This window comes from Sphingomonas sp. ID0503, assembly GCF_048565625.1.
In the GTDB taxonomy this organism is placed as follows: domain Bacteria; phylum Pseudomonadota; class Alphaproteobacteria; order Sphingomonadales; family Sphingomonadaceae; genus JBLZUR01.
On sequence record NZ_JBLZUR010000002.1, the window covers coordinates 2080596 to 2099964 of the forward strand.

Below are 19369 nucleotides of genomic sequence, written 5' to 3' on the forward strand. Positions count from 1 at the left end.
CAGGACGAACGGGTACCTCACGTGCTTTCAGGCAAACTGGCACACCCATTGCATCGTCCCTCCCGACGCAAGTCAGGAGTGTTAGACGTGCCTCTCGGCGACGACATTTTCGGCATCCACGGCAAGGCGCTCGAACTGCGTTCGCAGCGGCTCGGCCTGTTGGCGTCGAACATCGCGAATGCCGCGACCCCGGGCTATAAGGCCAAGGACATCGACTTCACCGCCGCGCTGGATCAGGCCACGCGCAGCGGCGACGTCAATGCCGCGTCGGAGCGGAACACCATGTTCCGCGTGCCGCTCCAGCCCTCGCTCGACGGCAACACGGTCGAACTGAACACCGAGCAGACCGAGTTCGCGGAGAATGCCGTCGCCTATCAGACGACGCTGAGCTTCCTGAACGGCCGCATCAACACCCTCACGCGTGCGCTGCGGGGAGAATAAATCATGGCGAACCCCTTGAACGTCTTCGATGTCGCCGGCCGCGCCATGTCGGCGCAGCTGATGCGGCTGAACACCACCGCCTCCAACCTCGCCAATGCGGGTGCGGTCTCCTCGACCGAGGCCGACGCGTACCGATCGATCAAGCCGGTCTTCAAGTCCAGCTACGACAAGGCCACCGGCATGACGACGGTGGACGTGCAGAAGGTGATCACCGCCGGCAACGCGCCGACCAAGCGCCACGAACCCGGCCATCCGATGGCCAATCAGGACGGCGACGTCTTCGTCTCCGCCGTCGACGAAACACAGGAGCTCGTCGAAATGATGGAAACCTCCCGCCAGTACCAGAACAACGTCGAGGTGATGAACACCGCGAAGTCGCTGGTTCTCGACACGCTGAAGCTCGGCAAATGACCAGCGTCACCGACAACTTCAACAACGTGATGTCGAACCTCGGCATCAAGAGCGGAACCAAAGGTTCGACCGTCAAGGACGCGACCGCGCTCGACCAGTCGTCCTTCCTGAAGCTAATGACCGCGCAGCTGAAGAACCAGGACCCGTTCGAGCCGATGGACAACAGCCAGATGGTCTCGCAAATGGCACAGATGTCGCAAGTCTCGGGTGTGGCCGAGATGAACACGACGCTGAAGAACCTCGCGGCCAAGCTGTCTGGCGGCTCCACCGCCGACGCCGTGGCCCTGGTCGGCAAGACCGTGCTGGTGGAAGGCAAGACCGCCTATCCCTCCTCCGACGGCTCCGTCACCGCAAAGGCCGTGCTCGCGAACGATGCCGACAGCGTGCAGGTCGCGATCAAGAACGCCGCCGGCAACACCGTGCGCACTCTCGATCTCGACAAGCAGACCAAGGGCACGATCGAATTCACCTGGGACGGCAAGGACGCGAGCGGCAACGCCGTGTCTGGCGGACCCTTCACCCTCTCCGCGACCGCCAAGGTCGATGGCCTGCCCACCGCGCTGACCACTCAGGTCTGGGCTCCCGTGACCTCGGTCGCGCTCTCGCAGACGGGCGGCGCGCCCACCCTTCAGATCGCCGGCATCGGCGAAAAGCCCCTCTCCTCCGTCATTCAGGTCGGCTGACCTAAGCTACAAGGAACAACCCCATGTCCTTCTACACCTCCCTCACCGGCCTTCAGGGCGCGACCAAGCAGCTCGCGACGATCTCCAACAACGTCGCCAATGTCGGCGTGAACGGCTTCAAGAAGAGCCGCGTCGAATTCGGCGACATCATCTCCTCCTCGGTCACCTCGGCCCCGAACCAGATGGTCGGCTCCGGCACCGTGGTGAAGGCGATCCAGCAGCAGTTCGGCCAGGGTGCCATCAAGCAAACCGCCTCCGCGCTCGACCTCGCGATCTCGGGCGAGGGCTTCTTCGCGGTGAAGCCCTCGCTCACCACCGACACGGTCAACTACACCCGCAACGGCGCCTTCTCGGTCGACGCCGATCGCTACGTCGTGAACTCGAACGGCGCGCATCTGCAGATCTACCCCGTCGATGGCTCGGGCACCGTCGTCGCCTCCGGCCTCGGCGCCACCAAGAACCTGCAGCTCCCGCTCACCTCGGGCGAGCCGCAGGCGACCGCCAATGTCGGCATCGCCGTCAACCTGCCGGCGAGCGCGGAGGTCATCACCAAAACCTTCGACCGCTTCGACGCGACCACCTACAACCAGTCGTCGAACACCACGATCTACGACTCGCTGGGCACGCCGGTCACGGCCACCAGCTACTACGTCCGCACCGGCACCGGCGCTGCGTCCACCTGGGACGTCCGCACCTTCGTCGGGGACAAGGAGGTCTCTTCCGACCCGTCGACCCCGACTCCGCCGGTTCCGCTGGAGCTGACCTTCAACGCGTCGGGCAAGCTCGTCACCCCGGCCGCGCCGGTTACCTATGCCCCGTTCACCCCGGGCAGCGCGTCCGAGCAGAACATCGCGATCGACTTCACCGCCTCCACCCAGCAATCGGGTGCCTTCGCGATCAACAGCTCGACGCAGGACGGCTTCCCGATCGGCCAGCTGGAGAACGTGTCGGTCGATTCGAACGGCATCGTCATGGCCGCCTTCTCGAACGGCAACTCGGTGGCGCTCGGCAAGCTGGTCGTCGCGACCTTCGCCAACCCGACCGGCCTGAAGCAGAACGGCAATTCGATGTGGTCGGCGACCGGCCTCTCCGGCTCGCCGATCCTCGGCCAGGCCGGCACGCTCGGCGTTGGCAACATCCAGTCGGGCGCGCTTGAGCAGGCGAACGTGGACATCACCGAGGAGCTGGTCGACCTGATCGCCGCGCAGCGGAACTTCCAGGCGAACTCCAAGGCGATCGAGACTGCCAACACGCTGACCACCACCATCATCAACATGCGTTCGTAAGACAGGCGAGGGTCGAGGCTAAGTCATGGACAAGCTGGTCTACACGGCGCTTTCGGGCCTGCGCGGGCATATGTCGGCGCAGGCGGCGATCGCCAACAACATGGCCAATGCCTCGACTATCGGATACCGTTCCGACAAGGTCAATTTCGACAGCTTCAAGCTGACTGGCGAAGGTATCGAGACCCGCGCTCCCTCCGGCGAGCGGATCGTCGATGCCGATCGCCGTGACGGTGCGCAGGTCCAGACCAACCGTGCCCTCGACGTGGCGGTCAGCGGCGAGGACTGGCTGACCGTGCAGGCGGCCGACGGGCAGGAAGCCTATACTCGCCGCGGCGATTTGCAGATGAGCGACAGCGGCCTGCTCACCACCGGCGACGGCTTTCCCGTCCTCGGCTCCAGCGGCAGCCCGATCACCATCCCGCCCAACCAGGGCATCAAGATCACCCCGGATGGCTCGGTCACCATCGTGCCTATCGGCGGCAGGGCCGACGAACCGCAGGTCATCGACCGTCTGAAGGTCGTCTCCGCCACCGGCACAGAGACGGTGAAGGGCCTCGACAACCTCCTCTACGTCAAGGGCGGCGGCTCGCTGCCCGAGAACCTCGACGCCAAGGTCCGCTCCGGCGCGCTCGAACAGTCGAACGTCAATCTTACCGAAGCGCTGGTCGACATGATCGAGAACCAGCGCAGCTACGAGGTCCAGGCCAACCTGCTCCAGCAAGCGAAGAGCATGGACGAGGGTGGTGCCTCTCTGCTTAGGCTGCCGAACTAACTTACGCCCTCGCTCCTCACGCCCCTCAACACCGTTCGCCCTGAGCCTGTCGAAGCCTGTCCTGAGCGACTGCCGCAGGCAGGCAGTCGAAGGGGGCCAGCGGTCACCCTCTCACTGGCGCTTCGACAAGCTCAGCGCGAACGGCCACGGGGGTGTGCGGCAATGTGATCTGCCGCCCGGCAACATCTTGCCGCCCCTGCCGCCTTCCCACCCCCAAACGCCAAATCCCACCGCCACAACATCACTTGGCACACCCCTTGCTTCCTTTCGCTCGAACGAAAGGATTTGCCGCCGATGACCATCGCCGCAATGCACATCGCCCGCACCGGCCTGGATGCCCAGGACACGAAGATGCGCGTGATCTCGAACAACCTCGCCAACGTGAACACGACCGGCTTCAAGCGCGATCGTGCGAACTTCGCGACGCTTTCCTACCAGACGATCACCGCCAACGGATCGCCCAGCTCGGCCGACAGCAAGTACGCGACCGGCACCAATCTCGGCACCGGCGTCCGCATCCAGGGCACGTCGCGCATCGACACGCAGGGGTCGCTGAACACCACTGGCAACGCGCTCGACATGGGCATCGACGGTGACGGCTTCTTCCAGGTGACGATGCCGGACGGCACCACCGGTTACACGCGTGCCGGCAACTTTTCCCGCTCGGCCGAGGGCAACCTCGTCACCAGCGAGGGCTATCAGCTCATCCCCGGCATCACCGTGCCGGAGGGAACGAGCAACATCACCATCGGGCTAGACGGCACCGTCTCGGCGACCGTTCCCGGCCAGACCGAGGCGACAGAACTCGGCCAGCTGCAGCTCGCCAACTTCCCGAACGCCGCCGGCCTCCAGGAACTCGGCGACAACTATCTGCGCGAAACCGCCGCCTCGGGCGCGCCAGCGGTAGGCGCTGCGAATGCCGATGGCCGCGGCTCGATCCGCCAGGGCATGCTCGAAGGCTCGAACGTCAACACCGTCGAGGAGTTGGTCGACATGATCGAGACCCAGCGCGCCTATGAGGTCAATTCGAAGATGATCTCGGCGACCGACGAGATGCTGAAATACGTGAACCAGAACCTGTGAGGATCGACGTGACCGTTCCTTCCTCACCCTCGGAAACCCGTTTCTCGCGGGTTCTGGTCGGCGTGGCCGGCGTGGCGCTCTGTTTGTACGGAGCCCACCCGGCCGAAGCCAAGAAGCCGAAGCTGCCCGACACGCAGTTCCAGGCGACCTACGCCCCTGCACTGCCCGGCCCCGTCTACGGCGCGCCGCCTGCCGCCCCCACGGGGGCCAATGGCGCGATCTTCCAGGCGGCGAGCGGCTATGCGGCGCTGATCGAGGGCCAGCGCGCCCGCCGCGTCGGCGACACCGTCACCATCGTCCTGGTCGAGCGCACCGTCGCCTCCAAGTCCGCGAACAGCGACCTGAAGCGCGACGGCAGCTTCGGCCTGAGCGTGCCGACCACCGGGCCGCTGTCGCTCCTCAAGGACACCGACGCCAAGTTCTCGGGCGGCAGCAAGTGGAAGGGCGGCGGCACCGCCGATCAGTCCAATGCGCTGAGCGGCGAGGTCTCCGTGACCGTCGCGGAGGTCTACGCCAACGGCACCATGCTGGTGCGAGGGCAGAAGGCCGTTACGCTCAATCGCGGCGACGAGTTCATCCAGATCTCCGGCCTGATCCGTCCGGCCGATATCGATCCGGACAACCGCATCGAGTCGACCCGCGTGGCCGACGCCAAGATCAAATACACCGGCACCGGCGATGTCGCGCGGTCCAGCCGCCAGGGTTGGCTATCGCGCTTCTTCCAGGTCGTGAGCCCCTTCTGAGGACCGTCATGCGCCTTCTGTCCGCCATCTTCCTGCTGATCGCCGCGATCGCTGCCCCCGCTCATGCCGAGCGGATCAAGGACCTCGGCAACTTCCAGGGCATCCGCTCCAACCAGTTGACCGGCTACGGCATCGTCGTGGGCCTGACCGGCACCGGCGACGACAACCTCGAATACACCGTGCAGAGCATGAAGGGCGTCGCCGCGCGCTTCGGCCTCAGCCTGCCGCCCGGCGTCAACCCCGGCCTCAAGAACGCCGCCGCCGTGCTCGTCACCGCCGAGCTGCCCGCCTTTTCCAAGCCCGGCCAGCGCATCGATGTCACCGTCGCCGCGATCGGCAAGGCGAAGAGCCTGCGCGGTGGTTCGCTGATCATGATGCCGCTCTACGGCGCGGACGGTCAGGTCTATGCGATGGCGCAGGGCAGCCTCGCCGTCGGCGGTCTAGGGGCGGAGGGTGACAGCGGGTCGAAGGTCATCATCAACGTCCCCTCCTCCGGCCGCATCCCCGATGGGGCGACGGTGGAGCGGGCGGTCGACACCGGCTTTGCCGACTCGCAGTACCTGACCTTCAACCTCGCCAAGGCCGATTTCACAACGGCCGAGCGGGTGCAGAACGTCATAAACAGCCGCCTCGGCCGTATCGCCCGCACGGTGGACGGCGTGTCGATCGTCATCGACGCGCCCGCCGGTGCCGCCATGCGCAGCGCGCTTGTCAGCCAGATCCAGGATCTGCCGGTCGAGAGCGCCGAGCCTGCCGCCCGCGTCATCGTCAACGCGCGCACCGGCACCATCGTCATCAACTCGGCGGTGCGCGTGGGCCCGGCGGCTGTCAGCCACGGCAAGCTCACCGTCCGCATCGACGAGCAGCCGCGTGTCAGCCAGCCAGGCCCCTTCTCCAGGGGCGAGACCAAGGTCGTCCCCGACAGCCAGGTCTCGGTCGAGGAGACCAAGAGCCCGATGTTCGTCCTCGCCCCCGGCCCGCAGCTTTCCGAGATCGTGAAGGCCGTGAACCAGGTCGGTGCGTCCCCGGCGGACCTCGTCGCCATCCTCGAGGCGCTCAAGGAAGCTGGCGCGCTCAAGGCGGAGCTCGTGGTCCTGTGACGACGATCCCCGGCACCTCCTCCACGACGGCGCTGGTCGGCTCGGCGGGCTCCACGCTCAACGACACCAGCCGCCTGAAGAACGCCGCTAACCTCAAGGAGGCGGGCGAGAAGTTTGAAGCGATGTTCATCGGCATGATGATGAAGTCGATGCGCGCCACCAAGCTCGGCGGCGATATCCTCGGCTCCTCCTCGCTCGACAAGTTCCGCGACATGCAGGATCAGAAGACCGCCGAGGACATGGCCAAGAAGATGCCGCTGGGCATCGGCGCCGCGCTGACCAAGTTCCTGGCGCAAGGCGACAGCACGTTAACAACTCCTCAACCATCCTCCTCCACAAATGAGAAAGGTTCGACAGAGAGTAGCGAATGAGCAACCTGCTGGGCATCGGCGTCTCTGGCGTCCGCGCTTATCAAAGCGCGCTCACCGTCGTTGGCGAGAACATCGCGAACGCGGGGACGACAGGCTATGTCCGCCGTGACATCAGGCTCAGCGAGTCCGCCGCGATCGGCGCGACCGGCCCGCTGCAACTCTCGCTCGGCAACTATTCGGGCGTGGACGCGACCGGGGTTAGCCGGTCCTGGGATCAGTTCAAGGCGGCCGCCGTCCGCACCTCCACCTCGGATCTCACCTCGACAGAGGCGAGCATCACCTATCTGACGCGGATCGAAAGCGCGCTCAGCGGCAACAGCGTCACCGACAAGCTGACCGCCTTCTTCAACGCCGCGACGGCGCTTGCCGCCGACCCGTCCAGCGCCCCGCCGCGAGCCGCGTTCCTGACGCAGGCCGATGCCGTCGCCCAGGCGTTCCGCGGCACCTCCGCCGCGCTCGACACCATCGCCAGGGACATCGTCAACGATGCGAAAAGCACCACCGACACGCTGAACGGCCTGGCGAACAGCCTCACCCAGGTGAACGCGACGATGGCGCGCACCCGCGCCGACAGCGCCGCCTCCGCCGCCCTCCTCGATCAGCGCGACGCCATCCTCGACAAGATGAGCGCGCTTGCCGGCATCTCCGTCTCGATCGAGAAGAACGGCGTCGCCAATGTCCGCCTGGGCACGGCCACGGGTCCGCTGCTGATCGACAACATCGCGGCAAACCGCGTCAATGTTTCGTCGAATACCTCGGGCACCCTCGCCTTCTCCATCGTCACCGACGGCAATCATCTGCAGAATGCGACGATCTCCGGCGGCGCGCTTGCCGGCCTGACCGACGCCGCGCTCCGCATCAGCAACACGCGCGAAGGGCTGGACGAGATCGCCAACGGCTTCGCCGCCGCCGTGAACGGCATCCAGGCCGACGGCATCGACAGCAACGGCAATGCCGGCAAGCCGCTCTTCACGACCAGCTACTCAACCGTGTCGCCGATGCCCGGCACCAGCGGCGGCGCGTCGGTCGAGGTCGCGATCGCGGCGAACGCAACGCCCTCCGCCGACGGCTACACCGCCCTCTGGGATTCGACCGCGAGCAGCTGGACGATCTCGCGCCTCGACGGCACCGGCACGCCGGTCACCGGCACGGGTACGCTCACCATCGACGGCATTTCGGTGACGCTCGGCGGCACGCCGCAGGCAGGCGACGGCTACACCATCGCCACCGGCCAGGGCGCACGTGGCCTCACCGGCGCCGCGCTCGACCCTCGCGAGGTCGCGGCCGCGTCGAAGTGGAGCGTCAACGCGCCGATCACCAATTCCGGGACCGGCGCAATCACCGTCGCAATCGACACTACCGCGGCCGGCCTGCCCACGCTCAACAGCTACAAGGTCAGCTTCGACAACGGCCAGCTGACGGTCACCGATCCCCTGACCGACGACGTTCTGCTGACCACAGCTTTCGTGGCGGGCGCGGTGGTGGAAGGCGACGGCTTCACCTTCAAGATGACGGGCGCGCCAAGGAACGGCGACAGCTACACCATCGGCAAGACCGGCGCGAACAGCCTCTCCAACGGCAATCTCGCCGCCTACGCCACCCTTCGAAACAGCGGCACCTACGAGAACCGGATCGACGCCCTCGCCAACACCAACGCCGCCGCCCTCGCCAGCCGCAAGGCCCTGGCCGAGGCGCAGGGTGCCATCCGCGACAACGCCGTCGCGGCACAGGACAGCGTTTCGGGCGTGAACCTCGACAGCGAGGCGGTGGACCTCCTCCGCTTCCAGCAGGCGTACCAGGCCTCCAGCCGCGTCATCCAGGTCGCGCGCGAGACCTTCCAAAGCATCCTCGACCTGTCCTGAGGCCAGTAGCCATGCAGATCGGCACATCCCAGCTCTTCAACAACTCCTACTCCCGCATGAGCACGCTCAATGCTCAGGCGGCCAAGCTGCAGACGGAGATTGCCACCTCCAAGAAGTCGAACGCGCCGTCCGACGACGCGGTCGCCTTCGGCCGCCTGACGCGCATCACGCGGACGATCTCGAACGAGGGCCAGTACGCCGACAACATGAAGCTCGCCTCGTCGCTGCTCCAGCAGACCGACGACGCGCTGGGCGCGATCAGCACGCAGGTCCAGCGCGTGCGCGAGCTGTCGCTCCGCGCCGCCAGCGACACCCTGTCGGAAAGCGACCGCACATCGATCCAGACCGAGCTGAACGGCATCGTCGATGCGATGATGTCGATCGCGAACACCACCGATTCGCGCGGTATCCCGCTGTTCGGCGGAGCGGACGGCCAGACCCCCTTCGTCAAGGATGCGGACGGCAACATCGTCTACCAGGGCCAGGGCGAACCCGCCGCGATCCCGATCAGCGACGTCGCCTCGATCCAGGCGGTCAGCAGCGGCGCCCGTGCGTTCGGGGCGATCCCCGACGGCAGCACAAACGGCGGCACCACCGACCTCTTCGCGCTGGTGAAGACCCTCGCCGCCGCCCTTGATCCCACCGTCTCGGTCGCGGATCGCAAGGCCGCCACGGAAAAGTCGTTGACCGCCCTTGCCGCAGCCGACAACGCCGTCACCAACCAGCGCGCCTCGGTCGGCGCGCGCGGTGCCCGTCTCGAACTCGAATCGGAACAGCTGGCAAGCCTCGCCGAAACCCGCGAAATCGAGCGATCCAGCTTGGAAGACGCGGACACCACCGAAAGCGTGGTCAAGCTGCAGCAGATCATGACGATCCTGCAGGCGACGCAGGCGAGTTTCTCGAAACTCAGCCAGCTTTCACTCTTCAATTACTTGTCCTGAGTAAGACCTTCTCAACCAGACCGCTTTACCAAGGGTCTTAGGCATGAACCGGAGGCATCCGCCTCCCCGGTCGACAAGTGGGTGAGAGAAGATGTTTCCAGCGATTGGCCTCGTCGTCCTGATCGCGATGGTGTTCGGCGGCTTCGCCATCACCGGCGGCGCGCTCGGCCCCGTCATGCACGCCATCCCGCACGAGATGCTGATCATCGGCGGCGCCGCGGTGGGCGCGCTGATCATCGGCAATTCCGGCAAGGAGCTGAAGGCGCTGGGCGGCGGCCTCGGCAAGGTCTTCAAGGGACCGACCTACAAGAAGCAGGACTATCTCGACGTCATCTTCCTGGTGTCGCGCCTGATGAAGCTGCTGCGCACCGACGGCCCGATCGCGCTGGAACCGCATGTCGAGGATCCGAAGTCCTCCTCGATCTTCTCGGAATATCCAAAGCTTCAGAAGGACAAGGCGCTTGTCTACATGATCTGCGACACGCTGCGGCTGGTCGTCGTCTCCTCCGGCACGCTCGACGTGCACGCGGTGGAAGAGGTCATGGATAACAGCCTGAAGACCCACCACCACGAGGCGATGGGCCCGGCCGGCACGCTGACCAGCCTCGCCGATTCGCTGCCGGCGCTCGGCATCGTCGCGGCCGTGCTCGGCATCGTGAAGACCATGGGCTCGATCGACAAGCCGCCTTCGGTGCTTGGCGGCATGATCGGCTCGGCGCTCGTCGGCACCTTCATGGGCGTGCTCCTCGCCTACGGCATCGTCTCCCCGCTCGCCAACCGCCTGAATCAGGTGCTGGAGGCGGATGGCGCGATTTATGGCGTGGTGAAGCAGATCATCATCGCCTCGCTCCACGGTCATCCGCAGCCGCTGGTGATCGAGGCCGCACGCTCCGGCATCGTCCATTCGAACCAGCCCGGCTTCGCCGAGGTGTTCGACGGCCTGAGGGGCAAGTAATCCCATGGCGAGCAAGGCGGCCAAGGCCCCGAAGGGCGCGGCATCGAACGAGCCGCCCAAGGTCATCATCGTCAAGAAGATCATCGAGGGCGGGCACGGCGGCCATCACGGCGGCGCGTGGAAGGTCGCCTATGCCGACTTCGTGACGGCGATGATGGCGTTCTTCCTGCTGCTCTGGCTGCTCGGCGCGACCACCGAGCGTCAGCGCAAGGCGCTCGCCGACTATTTCACGCCCACCCTCGTCGAGCTGCGCAAGAACAGCGCGGGCTCGAACGGCATGTTCGGCGGCGCGTCGATCATCGACAAGGACAACTACCCGCACAAGGCCGCCCAGACCGGCACCCGCGCCATCACCGTGCCGAGCGAAGTCGGAAAGGGCGGCGACAAGGAAGGCACGGGCGACAAGGGCACGCTGAAGGGATCGAGCCGCTTCGCCGACCGCAAGGCGTTCGAGGATATGAAGCGCAAGCTCGAATCCACCTTGAGCAAGGACAAGCGCTTCAAGAACATCCGCAGCCAGCTTCGCTTCACCAGCACGCCGGACGGGCTCCAGATGGATCTGGTCGACCGCGCCGACTTCTCGATGTTCGCGACGGGCACGACCAGCCTCGTACCGCAGGCGGCGCAGCTGATCGGCGAGATCGGCCGCTCGATCTCGGGCCTGCCGAACTCGGTCACCATTCGCGGCCACACCGACAGCGCGCCCTATGGCAACACGCTGGCGATGAATAACTGGATGCTGTCCACCGGCCGCTCGGAAGCGGTGCGCCGCAAGCTCAACGGCTCGGGCGTCGCCGACACCCGCTTCAACCGCATCGAGGGCGTCGCCGATCGCGAACCCTATATCGCGAACAACCCCTACGACCCCCGCAACCGCCGCGTGTCGATCACGCTGAGGTATCGGGACTAGGAAAAAACGCGGGGAGTGGGAACAGACCCCAGACCCCGTTCGCGCTGAGCCTGTCGAAGCGCCAGCGCCACCGCCTCCCTGGCCCTTCGACAAGCTCAGGGCGAACGGCCGAGGATTCAACCTATACCTGTCAGTGCGATCCACCGATCGGAGCGTCACCGCCCCTGTCCGGCCGGTCGGCCGAACCGAAGCGGACCGCCCCTCCACCGCCGACCGGATCGGAATCGTAATCCTCCTCACCACCGCCCCCACCGGCCCCAGCGCCGCTGCCGGTGGCGCCACCGCTGCCGGCATCCGGCGCGCGGCTGCCTCTGTTCTCCGCCGCTTGCCCGCCGCCCTCTGAGGGCTTTGCCCCTGCGTCGACAGGCTTGGGATCCTGATCGGCGGCGTTGCCGCTCTGCAGATGGGGTGCGCGGTAGGCGGCGTTCGCGTCCTCGCTTCCCCGGTCCAGGGTGTCGCTGGGGTTCGCGGCGGAGCCCTTCGGCTGGTGTTCGGTCGAAATATTGGCGCGGTCCTGCGTCATCGTGCGATGCCTTTCAGATGCGAGCTTTCAGAACAACAGGGGCGATGGCCGGTTCCGACGCCGGGGCAACTGGACGCTGGAAACGGGAAGCTGCTACGAATGTTGTTGGGCGAAAGACAGCCTGGAGAACCGCGTTGACCGTCACCCGCCTCGAAACCCGCCGCGTCGAGAAGCCCTGGGGCCGCCGCAAGCTCTGGCCGGGCTTCGACGATGTCGTCGACGGGGGCGAGCCGGTGGGCGAAATCTGGTTTCAGCATCCCGGCGAGGACCCCGAACTACTGGTGAAGTATCTCTTCACGTCCGAGAAACTGTCGATCCAGGATCATCCCAGTGACGAGTTCGCTCGCGAGAAGGGCTATCCGCGCGGCAAGAGCGAGGCCTGGGTCATCCTCGACGCCGAGCCTCATGCCACCATCGCCCTCGGCATGCGGGAGGTCTACACCCGGGAACAGCTGCGTCAGGGCGCGCTCGACGGCTCGATCGAAGACATGGTCGATTGGAAGAGCGTGAAGGCCAACGATTCGATCTTCTCGCCGGCCGGAACGGTTCACGCGATCGGCCCCGGCCTGACCCTGATCGAGGTCCAGCAGAACGTGGACCTGACCTACAGGCTCTACGACTACGGTCGCCCGCGCGAGCTGCATCTGGAGGACGGCATCGCGGTTGCCGATCCCGTCCCCTATGTCGCGCCCTTTATCCCGATGGAGGCCGAACGCGGGCGGACGATCCTGGTCGACAGCGACGCCTTCGTCATGGAGCGCTGGACCCGCGAGGGCAGCGGGCGTTTCGCTGCGGTGGAGGGCCGTCCCGTCTGGCTCGTCCCGATCAGCGGAGGCGGCACCGCGGATGGGGAGACGATCTCGGCGGGCGGCGTCTGGCTTGCCGACGGGCCGTTCGATCTCACGCTGGAACCCGAGACTGATCTGGTGATCGCCTATCCCGGAAAGGGCGTCCTGCATTCGCCCTGGTGACCTGCCTGCCCTGAACCCCTCGCCCTCCAAGCGGGTGCTCGCGGTCTTGCGGGCACCGCTTGCCCGCCGCCATCTCCGGCGCCTCGCACCGGAGGGTGAGTGGCTGGTTCAGGCGGAGCGGTCGCAAATCCGCCGGCACCTCCTGATACTGGCGCGCGCGGGTCGCATCCCTGCCCGCCTGATCGCAGAGGCGGCAGAGGATCTGCCCGCAGCGGTCTCGCTCGACCTGCTCGACGCCGGCCGAATCGGCCACCCGCGCAGCCGCCGCCTTTTCCGCCAGTTCGTCAGCCTTTACCTAGCGAACGCCGATCCGGCACGGGCGATCGCTTTCGGCCGCGCCGTCCTTGAGAACACATCGGACCCGGCTGACGCCCAGGCGGTCTGGATGGCATGCCCACCGTTGCGCGATCTGGCCGAAGCCCGTTTCGAGGCGTTGGCGGTCGATGATGCCGAAACATGGCGGATGCGCGCGCGCCGCCTCCGCAAGCTCGAACGCATCGATGAGGCGATCGCTGCTTATCGCGGAGGGCTGAAGCGCGGCGGCCAGATCGGCCCGGCGATGCTGGCCGAGGTGGCGCATTACGCGATCCGGCGAGGACGCTACGCCAGCGACCGCGACCTCGTTCAGGAAGCATGGGACTTCGGCCTCCTCGACCGATCCGACCCGCGTACCGCCAGCTTCCTCAATGTAGATGCCGCCGATGACGCGCCCGCCGGCGCCTTCGCGATGCTCGACCGCTTCATCGGCGATCGCCCGCTCTATGCGCCAGAGGACCGCATCCTGATGATCGGCAACTCGCTCCGCGCCGGCGGCATGGAGCGTGTCCTCGCTGCGTCCATCGCGGAGTTGCGGAAGGAGACGCCGGTCGATCTCCTGCTCGACGACACGACCGACCCGTTCTTCCTGTCCCAGACCGGATTGGACGAGACCGCCATCCGCCCGCTCGCCTCCTCCAGGGTCACGCACCGGGCGATCCACGCTCTCCCGGTCTCCTGGGCGCGCCGCGCACAAGGCGCGTACGACGCCATCACCGCCATGCGCCCCCGCGTCGTCCACATCTGGAACGATCAACTCGGCCTGATCGGCTCCTTCGCAGCGCTCCTCGCCGGGTGCCCCCGCATCGTCATTCACTTCCACCACATGCGCCCGACCCGCGATGCCGACGAGGCGCGTCAGTCGGCGAGTTGGCCGGCCTGCTACCGCCATCTGATCGACCGTCCGGAGATCAGGCTGGTCTTCTGCTCGGACGCCGCCGCTCGCGACTATGCGGACTGGTGGGGCGTCGCGCATTCCCCTCGCTTTCACTGTCTCCACAATGGCTTTCCGCCTTTCACAGCCGATAATCGTGCGGCCGCTCGCGCTCACCTCCGCATCCCTCCGGACGTGCCCGTCATCGGCACGCTAACCCGCTTCGCGGAGGTCAAGCAGCCGCTCCTCTGGATCGAGGCCGCCGCCCAAATCGCGGCCGCGATCCCCGGTGCACATTTCGTCATGGCCGGTAGCGGCCCGCTCCTCGGCGAGGCTCGCGAGGCAATCGCCCAGGCACAGCTCACCTCCCGCTTCCGCCTGCCCGGCCGGGTCACCGACATCGCCATGCCCCTCGCCGCAATGGACATCGCGATGATGACCTCGCGGAGCGAAGGCCTGCCGAGCGCGGCGATCGAAGCGCAACTCGCAGGCGTCCCGCTCGTCGCCTTCGCGGCGGGCGGAACCGGGGAGACGATCGTGGAGGGCGTGACAGGCGCGCTCGTGCCGTCTAACGACCCCGCCGGACTGGCGCGGACGGTCGTCGAATGGCTCGGCGATCCGGCGGCTCTGGCCGAGGCGGGCATGGCGGCAAAGATCCATGCCGCGAGCGCCTTCTCAATGGGACGATACGTGTCGGAACTCCGCAAGCTCTACGCCGCATGACCAGCACTCTCGATGACATGCTGTCCCGCCTCCGCGACGAGGCGGGGGTGACGCGGATCAGCTATTTCCACTGCGACCATTTCGAACCTTGGCGCTGGGGCAACGGCCGGAACGGACTCGATCGCGGCAACACCGACGACGTGCTGCGCTTCGTGGAAGCGATGAAGGCGTTCCCTTATGCTCGCCGCCTGACGCTGTTTATGAAGTCCCCCCTGACGGCCTCGCCCCAGCCGCGGCCCGGATCGCGCGGCCTGCCCGGCGACGAGATCTACATCCCACGCCTCCGCAGGCCGCAACATCGTTTTCTGCGTGAGGCTCTACGGGCCATCGTGGATGGCGGGCATGAGTTGCAGGTCCACATCCACCACGAGCGGTTCACCCGCAACGACTGGTACTCGACATCGCCCGAGCGGCCGGAGAACGAACCCTTCCGCGACTTCCTGACCCATCGTTCCACCCCGGAAATGGATGAGGCGCGCTTCGAACTCTACCTCGGCCTGACCCTCCGCCTCTTCCGGGCGCTGTCCAAGCAGCGACTTAGGCGGTGGATGTTCGTGCATGGCATGTGGTCGCTGAACGGGTCCGACCGCGACTATTGCTGCATCGATCGTGAGATCGAGATCCTGCAGAAGTTCGGCTGTGTCGGCGACTTCACCTTCCCTGCGCCCCGCACGCACTGCAACCCGGCTCAGGAGGCTCCATACCTCTGCAATCCTGTGGCGGCTCCGAAGGGCTATGACGATCCGCTCGCCGCGCCCGAAAAGGCGGTGGGCCAGAAGGCGCGCCGGCGCTTCTTCATCTGGTCCAGCCAGCTTTCAAGCGCGCTCTGCTCGCTCGACACCGTCGGCGGACGCTTCGATGAACTGTCCAACGATCCGGCGGGATGGGCGCAGGGGCTGATCGATGGCGCGGTGGTGCGTGATGGTGCGGTTCATGTGAAGACCCACGCCCATTCGATGATGCCGATCTACTTCGACGGACTTCCGACGCCGGCGTATCCGCATGCCCATCCGGCTATCCAGGCGATGTTCGGGCACCTGATGGACAGCGCCGCTCGGACCGGCCTGAGCTTCGAGTTGGATACCGCCGGCAGCATCTACCGTCGCTTCGTCAAGTTCGGCCCAGCGGCACCGATCCCGCCGCTCCCGCAAATGGCTGAGATCGCCGAGGCCTAGAATCGTACGAAGCGGCCGATCGTGCCGAGGACCTCGGCCGCGAACGCCCGCTCGAAGGCGATTGCGTGGCTCTCGCCGACGCGATGGCGCGTCGGTCCCCGATCGAAATAGTGCATTTCGGCACTTTCGAAGAAGTCGAAGCCCAACGCTCGGAACGGGGTCTGCATAACGAACTCCAGCATCAGGAGCGCCCGCATGCCCGTCGTCGGCACGGGGTAGAGGAGAGCGTCGGAAAGGCGGTGCAAGAAGGGCGGCAGAAAACACGCCTGCTCCGGGCCAAGGTTCAGCCGCATCCGGCCCATCGCGAAGGCGGGCAACTCGGGAACGTGCAATGCATGGCTCTGGATCAGAATCGACTTCGCGCCAGCGACCCCGTCCGGATCGGGTTCCGCCTGCCGGTTTGCCGAGGACAACCAGATGTCGGTGCGCCGTCCCACATCCGGTTCGAAGCCGGCCAGGCGGAAATCGTTGATCCGGACGACACTGCCATGCGCATCGATGGTCGGGCCCAACCCCTCTCCCCGCAGCTTGGGGGAGTTGCCGACCAGCGCCACCGATCCGCCCTGCAGCCCCCTCAGGATCTCATCGAAAAGGTCCGCGGATCGGCGATAGCGCTCAAGCGGGTGCCGTAAGGTGACACCGTCGAGCAGGTAGACCTCGCCCGCTGCCCTCGCCGCCCGGTAAGCCGAAAGGATCACCTCGCCCTTTCCATAGGCGCGGTCCAGCGCCGCCCGCGCGATCCGCTCCTGCCCGGCGCGCATTGCGATAAAGGCGCGCATCGGCTCGACCCAGAAGGAGAGATCGTCGTCGGACTGCACATCCAGCCAACGCCGTGCAGCCGCAAGTTCGCCCGCCATCGCCAAGGTTCGTGCGATCCCGCATCGCTCCACCGCGCTCGCAGGGTCGAGGCCATGCGCCGCGCGATAGGCCAAAGTCGCCGCCTCCCACTCGCCTTCGCGCTCGGCGAGTTGCGCGAGCTTGCGGGGAAAGCGCGGATCCTGCGGAAAGCGCCGGGCGCCCTCCCGCGCGAGGCCTCCTCCTGCCGCTACATCGCCCGAGAGCAGGACGGCGTTCAGATAGCCGGACAGGTCATTGGCCTTACCCGTCTTCGCGAACACAGCGGCAAGCTTCTCGACGGCCTCGCCATGCCGGTTGGCGACGATCAGCGCAGCGGCTTCGGCGCGGGAATCCTCCACGCGTTCTCGTCTGTACTGCACCGTCTCAGCGAGCACCGGCAGCCCCGCTTCCCGGGACAGCCGGACGATCTCTCCCGGCTCCTCGGCCATCTCCGCCGCCGCCGTCAGCGCCCCCGTCCGCTCCAGCAGCCGAACCCGCGCCCGACGCACCCCAGGGTCCGCTTTTGCCGCGTCGAGCACCGCGAACGCCTCTTCATAGCGGAGCCCCTCCACGAGTGCGCGCGCATAGCGGATCGCAACTGCCGCCGTCGGTCGCTGCGCGTAGACCCGTCGCCACACCGCCCAACGAACCCACGGCGGAAGTGCCGCCGTCTCCTGCTCGGCGCTCGCGAGCAGGTCCGGGGGCGCACGCCGCCCCAGCAGCGCACGAAGACCGGTCAGGGCGCGGACGAGAACCAAGGGCATGGCTCGCCATAGGGTGCGTTCTCCACCGCCATCAACCTTGATTGCCCGCGCGCTCCGCGCCGCCTATCAAAGTATGAGTGGGACGAAGCGCACTCCATCTCCTCCGCCGGCTTCTCCCCGCCCGTCGTCCGTCCCGCCAAGATGTCTTCCCTGAACTCGCGGCGCTTCTCTCCGCCCGCAAGGACGGGAACCACCGTGCCATGTTTACGGCCTCGGCAGGCACTGACGCTGCCGTCCGGAACTTCGCTCGCCTCTTGATTGCCGTCGATTATCTGATGCCCGAGGTCGTGCTGCCGCTTTCCGAGGCCTGGCTCACACCGCGCCAGCCGAGTCCGATCCGTCGCTTCGCTCTTGAGAAACGCGCCGTCGCTCTCGCGAAGCTGGGGCACCATCACCGGGCACTCGAAACGCTTGCTGAAGCACGATCCGAGGGTCTGATCTCGCCACGTAGCCTTCAGTTGATCACCGCCAACCTTCTCCGCCACGCAGACCCTGCGCGCGCGTTGGAGACGTTGCGGGGCGTGGCCGAGCCGAACCACGGCTACCGACTCCTGACACTGATCCTGACGCTGGAGCTGGAGGGACCCGACGCGGCCGCTAAGCTGATCCACCTGGACGACACCTCAGCCGAGGGAACCTTCGCCCGGGCAACCGTCGCCGCTGGCCGTGATCGGACATCACATGAAGAAGCCATCGCGGATGCATTCCGCACCTATGGCTTGGCAGCACCCACGCTCCCGAAGACCGGCGAATATACCGCCGACGCGATCCTCAATCCCGAGGGGCTGGAGCAACATGCGGACGGCCCGCTCGTCACCCTCATCGTGACCGCTCACAATGCAGCCGCCACCCTGACGGGCGCCGTGGCATCGCTTCAGCAGCAAACCCACGGCAATCTGGAAATCCTCATCGTCGATGATCTGAGTACGGATCCCACGGCAGAGATCGCGATGCAGATCGCCGACGCCGATCCCCGCGTCCGCGTTCTCCGGAACCGCAGCAACATCGGCACCTACCTCTCTCGCAACCGCGCGATCGCGCAGGCCAAAGGTGAGTTCGTCACCTTCCACGACTCCGACGACTGGAGCCATCCGGAACGCATCGCGCGCCATCTGGCCATGATGGTTGCGGACGAAAGGCTGATGGTCACCAAGTCCAAATGGGTCCGCATGCTGCCCGACGGATCCCTCTCGCTGCGGCGCTGGACCCGCAGCTTCCTGCACGTCAATCCCTCCTCCCTGTTCATCCGCACCGATGCCTTTCCCCGCATCGGCTGGTTCGATGCCGTGCGCGCCGACGCCGATTTCGAGCTGTCCCGCCGCATCGACCTGACCCTTCCCAACGAAGCTGTCGCAACGATCGATGCGCCGCTCGCGATCGGTTTCATACGCCCGATCTCGATCACCGCCGCAGGGCCGCTCGCGCTCGACCGGGAACATCATTCGCCCGTCCGCTCCGCTTACAAGCAGGCGTGGACCGCCAGCTATCCGGCCAGGATGGCCTCGGGCACCCTCCCCCTTCCGCCCTGCCCGGCCGCCTACATCTACGACGTTCCGCCTTCCATGCGCGTCGATCTCGCCGGCGTGGCGGACTGGTTCGACGCGCGCGATTGACCCTCTCTGGCGTTGC

The 19369-nt window shown here is 66.5% G+C and carries 19 protein-coding genes; 17 read left to right on the forward strand and 2 right to left on the reverse strand.

What is annotated here, in order from left to right:
* Nucleotides 1–87 precede the first annotated feature (87 nt).
* From flgB to ACM608_RS11235, 13 genes are all read left to right on the forward strand, one after another.
* Complete coding sequence (gene flgB, locus ACM608_RS11175; RefSeq protein WP_419683295.1) at nt 88–441, forward strand: flagellar basal body rod protein FlgB; 354 nt, start codon at nt 88–90, stop codon at nt 439–441.
* 3 nt (nt 442–444) lie between these two features.
* Nucleotides 445–852 (forward strand): flagellar basal body rod protein FlgC, encoded by a 408-nt coding sequence (gene flgC / locus ACM608_RS11180; RefSeq protein WP_419683296.1) that lies wholly within the window; start codon nt 445–447, stop codon nt 850–852.
* Entirely contained in the window at nt 849–1535 is a 687-nt protein-coding gene (locus ACM608_RS11185; protein WP_419683297.1) for a flagellar hook assembly protein FlgD, read from the forward strand. The genes flgC and ACM608_RS11185 overlap by 4 nt, the downstream gene beginning before the upstream one ends.
* 23 nt (nt 1536–1558) lie before the next feature.
* Nucleotides 1559–2821, forward strand: a complete 1263-nt coding sequence (locus tag ACM608_RS11190; protein WP_419683298.1) for a flagellar hook protein FlgE — start codon at nt 1559–1561, stop codon at nt 2819–2821.
* Nucleotides 2822–2846: 25 nt separating this feature from the next.
* A complete protein-coding gene (locus ACM608_RS11195) occupies nt 2847–3593 on the forward strand; it encodes a flagellar basal body rod protein FlgF (RefSeq protein WP_419683299.1) in 747 nt (248 codons plus the stop codon).
* 294 nt (nt 3594–3887) lie between these two features.
* On the forward strand, nt 3888–4676 hold the full coding sequence (gene flgG, locus ACM608_RS11200) for a flagellar basal-body rod protein FlgG (protein WP_419683300.1): 789 nt from the start codon (nt 3888–3890) through the stop codon (nt 4674–4676).
* An 8-nt stretch (nt 4677–4684) separates the two neighbouring features.
* Nucleotides 4685–5419: a flagellar basal body L-ring protein FlgH gene (locus tag ACM608_RS11205; RefSeq protein ID WP_419683301.1), complete on the forward strand. Its 735-nt coding sequence runs from the start codon at nt 4685–4687 to the stop codon at nt 5417–5419.
* 8 nt (nt 5420–5427) lie between these two features.
* A complete protein-coding gene (locus ACM608_RS11210) occupies nt 5428–6519 on the forward strand; it encodes a flagellar basal body P-ring protein FlgI (RefSeq protein ID WP_419683302.1) in 1092 nt (363 codons plus the stop codon).
* Complete coding sequence (locus ACM608_RS11215; protein WP_419683303.1) at nt 6516–6890, forward strand: rod-binding protein; 375 nt, start codon at nt 6516–6518, stop codon at nt 6888–6890. The genes ACM608_RS11210 and ACM608_RS11215 overlap by 4 nt, the downstream gene beginning before the upstream one ends.
* A complete protein-coding gene (flgK, locus tag ACM608_RS11220; RefSeq protein WP_419683304.1) occupies nt 6887–8752 on the forward strand; it encodes a flagellar hook-associated protein FlgK in 1866 nt (621 codons plus the stop codon). Before ACM608_RS11215 ends, flgK begins: the two co-directional genes overlap by 4 nt.
* Nucleotides 8753–8763: 11 nt before the next feature.
* Complete coding sequence (gene flgL / locus ACM608_RS11225) at nt 8764–9693, forward strand: flagellar hook-associated protein FlgL (protein WP_419683305.1); 930 nt, start codon at nt 8764–8766, stop codon at nt 9691–9693.
* Between the two features lie 91 nt (nt 9694–9784).
* Nucleotides 9785–10648, forward strand: a complete 864-nt coding sequence (gene motA / locus ACM608_RS11230; protein WP_419683306.1) for a flagellar motor stator protein MotA — start codon at nt 9785–9787, stop codon at nt 10646–10648.
* Nucleotides 10649–10652: 4 nt separating this feature from the next.
* Complete coding sequence (locus ACM608_RS11235) at nt 10653–11558, forward strand: flagellar motor protein MotB (RefSeq protein WP_419683307.1); 906 nt, start codon at nt 10653–10655, stop codon at nt 11556–11558.
* 130 nt (nt 11559–11688) lie between these two features.
* Here ACM608_RS11235 and ACM608_RS11240 read toward each other — a convergent pair whose 3' ends face one another.
* Nucleotides 11689–12081: a hypothetical protein gene (locus ACM608_RS11240; protein WP_419683308.1), complete on the reverse strand. Its 393-nt coding sequence runs from the start codon at nt 12079–12081 to the stop codon at nt 11689–11691.
* Between the two features lie 134 nt (nt 12082–12215).
* Here ACM608_RS11240 and ACM608_RS11245 point away from each other — a divergent pair, with 134 nt between their 5' ends.
* The 3 genes from ACM608_RS11245 to ACM608_RS11255 are packed head-to-tail and all read left to right on the forward strand — an operon-like array spanning nt 12216 to nt 16139.
* A complete protein-coding gene (locus tag ACM608_RS11245; RefSeq protein WP_419683309.1) occupies nt 12216–13052 on the forward strand; it encodes a class I mannose-6-phosphate isomerase in 837 nt (278 codons plus the stop codon).
* Between the two features lie 46 nt (nt 13053–13098).
* On the forward strand, nt 13099–14964 hold the full coding sequence (locus ACM608_RS11250; RefSeq protein WP_419683310.1) for a glycosyltransferase: 1866 nt from the start codon (nt 13099–13101) through the stop codon (nt 14962–14964).
* Complete coding sequence (locus tag ACM608_RS11255; protein ID WP_419683311.1) at nt 14961–16139, forward strand: hypothetical protein; 1179 nt, start codon at nt 14961–14963, stop codon at nt 16137–16139. The genes ACM608_RS11250 and ACM608_RS11255 overlap by 4 nt, the downstream gene beginning before the upstream one ends.
* Here the strand turns inward: ACM608_RS11255 and ACM608_RS11260 are convergent.
* On the reverse strand, nt 16136–17740 hold the full coding sequence (locus tag ACM608_RS11260) for a glycosyltransferase family 29 protein (protein WP_419683312.1): 1605 nt from the start codon (nt 17738–17740) through the stop codon (nt 16136–16138). The genes ACM608_RS11255 and ACM608_RS11260 overlap by 4 nt on opposite strands.
* 77 nt (nt 17741–17817) lie before the next feature.
* On the opposite strand from ACM608_RS11260, the gene ACM608_RS11265 reads away from it, so the two are divergent.
* The gene (locus ACM608_RS11265) at nt 17818–19353 is read left to right on the forward strand and encodes a glycosyltransferase family 2 protein (protein ID WP_419683313.1); all 1536 of its coding nucleotides are present in this window, start codon (nt 17818–17820) and stop codon (nt 19351–19353) included.
* Nucleotides 19354–19369: the final 16 nt, after the last annotated feature.

Excerpts from the sequence above, each read along its gene's own strand:
- flgC (WP_419683296.1), top strand. The coding sequence starts at position 445 with ATGGCGAACCCCTTGAACGTCTTCGATGTCGCCGGCCGCGCCATGTCG.
- ACM608_RS11185 (WP_419683297.1), top strand. The coding sequence starts at position 849 with ATGACCAGCGTCACCGACAACTTCAACAACGTGATGTCGAACCTCGGC.
- ACM608_RS11190 (WP_419683298.1), top strand. The coding sequence starts at position 1,559 with ATGTCCTTCTACACCTCCCTCACCGGCCTTCAGGGCGCGACCAAGCAG.
- ACM608_RS11195 (WP_419683299.1), top strand. The coding sequence starts at position 2,847 with ATGGACAAGCTGGTCTACACGGCGCTTTCGGGCCTGCGCGGGCATATG.
- flgG (WP_419683300.1), top strand. The coding sequence starts at position 3,888 with ATGACCATCGCCGCAATGCACATCGCCCGCACCGGCCTGGATGCCCAG.
- ACM608_RS11210 (WP_419683302.1), top strand. The coding sequence starts at position 5,428 with ATGCGCCTTCTGTCCGCCATCTTCCTGCTGATCGCCGCGATCGCTGCC.
- flgK (WP_419683304.1), top strand. The coding sequence starts at position 6,887 with ATGAGCAACCTGCTGGGCATCGGCGTCTCTGGCGTCCGCGCTTATCAA.
- flgL (WP_419683305.1), top strand. The coding sequence starts at position 8,764 with ATGCAGATCGGCACATCCCAGCTCTTCAACAACTCCTACTCCCGCATG.
- motA (WP_419683306.1), top strand. The coding sequence starts at position 9,785 with ATGTTTCCAGCGATTGGCCTCGTCGTCCTGATCGCGATGGTGTTCGGC.
- ACM608_RS11235 (WP_419683307.1), top strand. The coding sequence starts at position 10,653 with ATGGCGAGCAAGGCGGCCAAGGCCCCGAAGGGCGCGGCATCGAACGAG.
- ACM608_RS11240 (WP_419683308.1), bottom strand. The coding sequence starts at position 12,081 with ATGACGCAGGACCGCGCCAATATTTCGACCGAACACCAGCCGAAGGGC.
- ACM608_RS11255 (WP_419683311.1), top strand. The coding sequence starts at position 14,961 with ATGACCAGCACTCTCGATGACATGCTGTCCCGCCTCCGCGACGAGGCG.
- ACM608_RS11260 (WP_419683312.1), bottom strand. The coding sequence starts at position 17,740 with ATGCCCTTGGTTCTCGTCCGCGCCCTGACCGGTCTTCGTGCGCTGCTG.